General features: G+C 64.0%; 5 protein-coding genes and 1 pseudogene. 1 reads left to right on the top strand and 5 read right to left on the bottom strand.

Annotation, left to right across the window (positions count from 1 at the left end; translation table 11 throughout):
- Window positions 1-132: 132 nt before the first annotated feature.
- Window positions 133-813 (top strand): annotated as a pseudogene (locus AC1DY5_RS44810) (Tn3 family transposase); the annotation flags it as partial.
- A 631-nt stretch (window positions 814-1,444) separates the two neighbouring features.
- Here the strand turns inward: AC1DY5_RS44810 and AC1DY5_RS44815 are convergent.
- The 5 genes from AC1DY5_RS44815 to AC1DY5_RS44835 form a co-directional block, all read right to left on the bottom strand.
- The gene (locus AC1DY5_RS44815; protein ID WP_478120851.1) at window positions 1,445-1,684 is read right to left on the bottom strand and encodes a hypothetical protein; all 240 of its coding nucleotides are present in this window, start codon (window positions 1,682-1,684) and stop codon (window positions 1,445-1,447) included.
- A 64-nt stretch (window positions 1,685-1,748) separates the two neighbouring features.
- Complete coding sequence (locus AC1DY5_RS44820; protein WP_478120855.1) at window positions 1,749-2,837, bottom strand: site-specific integrase; 1,089 nt, start codon at window positions 2,835-2,837, stop codon at window positions 1,749-1,751.
- 89 nt (window positions 2,838-2,926) lie between these two features.
- Window positions 2,927-3,268: a hypothetical protein gene (locus tag AC1DY5_RS44825; protein ID WP_478120852.1), complete on the bottom strand. Its 342-nt coding sequence runs from the start codon at window positions 3,266-3,268 to the stop codon at window positions 2,927-2,929.
- An 87-nt stretch (window positions 3,269-3,355) separates the two neighbouring features.
- Window positions 3,356-3,718, bottom strand: a complete 363-nt coding sequence (locus AC1DY5_RS44830) for a type II toxin-antitoxin system Phd/YefM family antitoxin (protein ID WP_478120853.1) — start codon at window positions 3,716-3,718, stop codon at window positions 3,356-3,358.
- Between the two features lie 92 nt (window positions 3,719-3,810).
- Window positions 3,811-4,126, bottom strand: a 316-nt coding sequence (locus AC1DY5_RS44835; protein WP_478120854.1) for a HipA domain-containing protein, incomplete at its 5' end; no start/stop codon positions are given.

Below are 4,126 nucleotides of genomic sequence, written 5' to 3' on the forward strand. Positions count from 1 at the left end.
CCCGAAAATTCTCTATTTAGATTTAGATCAACGAGTTGCGTCGGCGCGTCTTTGCGCAGAGACGCGGGCCGACAAGTCGTTGTCCCGCGTCGGTTTTCTTGACCTGACCGTATCAAATTTCATCGAAAGCACGATTACCCCAGGCTGCAGCTGCCAGCCAAGGCCAGTGAGTTCCTCGTACCGCTACTCGCACGCGTGCTCATCGGTGTCGACGCGGTAGCGGCCGCCGCGCGCTCTGGCGATCTGCGCGTCGACGACGAGCTGCATCTGGCGTCACTGGCCGCGGACGAAGAGGACCCCAAAGTCACGAGGCTGCGGAGCCAGCTCGATCAGCGCATCGGCGAGGTGCAACTGCCCGAGGTCATCCTGGCCGTGGATGCTCAGGTGCGGTTCAGCTGGATCATGCTCGGGCGCGAGCCGAGGACGGGCCAAGAACTGCTGATGGCCTATGCCGGCATCCTGGCGCACGGCACCAGCCTCACGGCGGCCGAGTGCGCGCGCATGATCCCGCAGTTGTCGGCCACCAGCATCCGGCAGGCCATGCGCTGGGCTGGCGACGAGCGTCGACTGGCCCAGGCTTGCCAGGCTGTGCTGGAATTCATGCAGCGCCACCCGATCGCGGCAACCTGGGGCCGAACCGATCTGGCTTCCTCGGACATGATGAGCCTGGAGACGAGCCGGCGCGTGTGGCAAGCACGTCAGGACCCGCGGCGCCAGACAGCTTCCATCGGCGTATACAGCCACGTGCAGGACCGTTGGGTCGTGCCGCCGGAGTTGACGGGGCGCATCGCGCCGACCCGTCTCGAGGGCATCAATCTATGCGGGGCGTGTTCCGCTTCCCCGTCGAGCGCTATGCGGCGCAGCTCCTGCCGTCACAAACCGCAGACAAAACAAGAGTCACTGGCTGAAATCTACCTCCGAACGGCGCGCTTTGGAGGGGCAAGCCAGGTAGCAGAAACTCGTGCAGCGACAAGGACTTGCGAGCGCCACCAGCGCGAAACCTGCGCCGATGCTCATCGGTCAATGCGTCACTTTCTGCACTCAAAACAAGTAGACCCCATCTCGCAGGTTTCGGCCTTTCCCGTCATCGGCGTCGGATATGCCGACCCGTCGGTGGGTCGACGCATGGCGAAACACTATGGCTGGACGTTGCCGATGGAGGATCAGTTCGCGGTTATCACCAACGACATCTCGACGATGATGACGCTCATCTCATCCAGCAATGCCGTTGTGCCCTCCACCGACGTCTCAGTGGTGGCCGCGATGCGTTCCGGTACCGTGACGCGGCTGCAGGTCACACCCGAACTCGCGACCGACCGGTCGGTCGCTACCATTGGTTTTAACGCGGCCGGATGAACGGACGGCCGCGCGGGAGCAACCTGCTCACTTACTTGGAGACAGCCCTGAAAAGGCCATGAGGCGCGCGGATTCCTCACCCGGTTCCTCAAGCGTCACCGCGTCCGTCGCCAGCCCGCTCGTTGGCCCATTTCATCGCAAGCTCTCTTGCGCGTCCAAGCGCCTGCTGCGCTGTGTTGAATTTCTCGGGGTCGAGAACCAGGGTCCGAATGTCGTCGCTGGGTGGCGCCTTGTAGCGAACTGTCGCCTGAAAGGTTCCTGAGGGCAGTTGCTCGCCGCCGCACAAGAACTGCCATCCCTGGTACTCGAGCGTCTCCAACTCGTCCATCTTTGCCTTCCGATCCCATAGCTTCATGATTGAACCTTGGCGCAAAGCGTGCAGCCGGAGGCCGCTAGATCTCGTCCGGTCTCCGCTTTCCTGAATCCATCATGCGGGCGACAGCACTCGTTTGCGCGGCGCCCGCCCGAAAGTACCCCGCTACGGTGTCCGTGCTGCGATGGCCGGTCATGGCCATCGTCTCCTGCAGAGGCATGTTCTGCCGACCCGCCTCGGTGACGAAACCAGAGCGCAGCGAGTGGGCTGAGAAGTCGTCGCCCACGCCGGCGAGGGCGCATCGGGCCTTCACGATGTCGCGAATCGCTGTGCCGGTGAGGGCGTCTTCGCCGAGCCGCCCGGCCTTGTTGATGCGACGGAAGAGGGGGCCGGACGCGATTCCGCTGGCCTTCAGCCAGGCTTCCATTGCTTCCGCCGCCATGCCGACCACGGGCTTCACATCCTCGGCACGCACTTTGCCGTTGTGGTTGGTCTTGGAGTTGGCCAGGGTGTAGAGGTAGGTGCCTTCGTCGGCGCGGCGCAGGTTCTCGAACACCGCCTCCGACACTTCCGAACGCCGACGGCCGCCAGACGACCAGGCGAAGAGGAGGAGGGCGCGGTCACGCTTTCCCTTGAGCGAGTCGTCGCAGGTCTCGAGCACCGCCTCCAGCGGCTCCTTGGTCAGCGCGCGCTGCTTGTGGGGCACAGCGCTGCGCTTGGCGTAGGCCTTGCGGGTCTTGCTGAGCAGCGCCTTCACCGCGGAGTCCGTGCAGGGGTTGGGCTGTTTGGCCAAGTGGTGGGCCATCGACAGAACCGAGATCCGGTGCGTCAGCGTGTTGAGAGCTGGCGCACCAGGCTTTCCCTTGAAGCCAGCCTCAACCAGGGCCGCATCGATCTCAGGCGGCAGTTGGTGCACCAGACCCGCTTTGGTTGAGCGTTCGGCGTGGTCGACGATGAACTGGACGACGACAGGCACCGGCACCGGCAGCTCCATCTGGCGGCCGTAGCGTGCGCCAAACCAGGCGGCCCAGTAGCGCATCGCCGTTCGGTACGACGCGCGCGTGTTGTCTGACTCGCCCTCGGTCATCAGATCGTGGGCGGCCTCCTCGGCCATGTCGGACAGTTGGCCGGGGTCGAGCAGCGCGTGGTTGCGCCTAAGGGGCGTCATATTGACCGCCGAAGGGCCAATGCCTGGTCCAGCTGGCTTTACAGTTAGTTCGCGCATAGCTTTCAAGTAGGCATGACGATCAGCTCGCCTTAAACACGCGGCGCGATGCGTTCCGGCCAATTCTCATCAACCGCCTCGTCTCCGGAGAAACGCAGGTGCCTTTGCAAGATCTCGTTGCACCGTAGGTCTACCGCTCGATCGAGAATTGCCTGTGCATCGTCGAGCTTTCCAAGGCGTTGAAGGCCAAAGAGAAACTCCGACGTCGAGGTGACCGCAACTTCGTCAGGCAACCGAACCAGGAAGTTCTGCTTGCGGACCATGCTGTCCTCGAACACGAGGATGGCGCCGAAGTCAGCGTTCTCGAGTTCACGCGCGAGCACCTCTGCAGCCGCTTGCTCGCCGCGATCCTTCGTCTTGATCAAAGGGTTCACGCCGCGCAGAACCTCGAGCGTCGAGCGCGCCGCCGGCAGCCAGTGTGATCAGCGGTCCGGAATCCGTGACGATGAGGGCGAGAGGCTTCATTCACCACCGCGCAACGCGCGCTCGAAAAGAGCATCCTGCTCGGGCCGGCGCTTCGGGGACACGCGCGGCAGGGACAGGCCGCGTCTGCCCAGTTCGACGAGAACCTCGCCATACGCGAGGCCAGTCGAGCGCGAGAGTTCTCGCCAGGTCAACGTCCCCTTCGCATAGAGCCCCAAAAGCAGTTCAAGTTGAAGCCGATTCTGCGACTCGGCTCCCGCACTGGGCGCGGCGGGCGTGAGGATGCCCACGGCGCGGCCGTTGCGGGTGATCGTTACCGGGCCTTCCCCAGGCAGGGACGCTAGAAGCTCACCGAGCCTGGTTTTCGCGTCGGAGGCGGTGATCTCTCGAGTGGCGGTCATGCGCGAGATCCTAAACCCGATCGGGCAAATTGACCAATTCAGGCAATTTGGTCAAGGCGAACTCACGCGACCGTGGGGATTGGACCTCTGACTTAAGGCATCGGCCGAGTGCGCGGCGGACCCGTGAGACCTCCTGCGCCACGGGCATCGCGACGATTCGAGCGAGGCTCCTTTGGGCGCTGGTCGCGCGCGCTGCTCAGGCGCTTGTCTTCGGGGAACGCGCTCACGAGTGAGATCGCGCTGGCGTAGTGCAGGCGCTGCAGGTCGGCATTGCGGTCGAAGCGCCGCACCTGGAGGACCGAGCCCAGGCCTGTCTCGACCAGGCGAACTTCGGGCACCTCGAGGCCGACCTTGGCCGCCATGCGCAGGTTGGCGAATTCGACCCGTTGTCGGTCGATGGTGCTACCC

Source organism: Variovorax sp. P4_D9 (genome assembly GCF_056401695.1).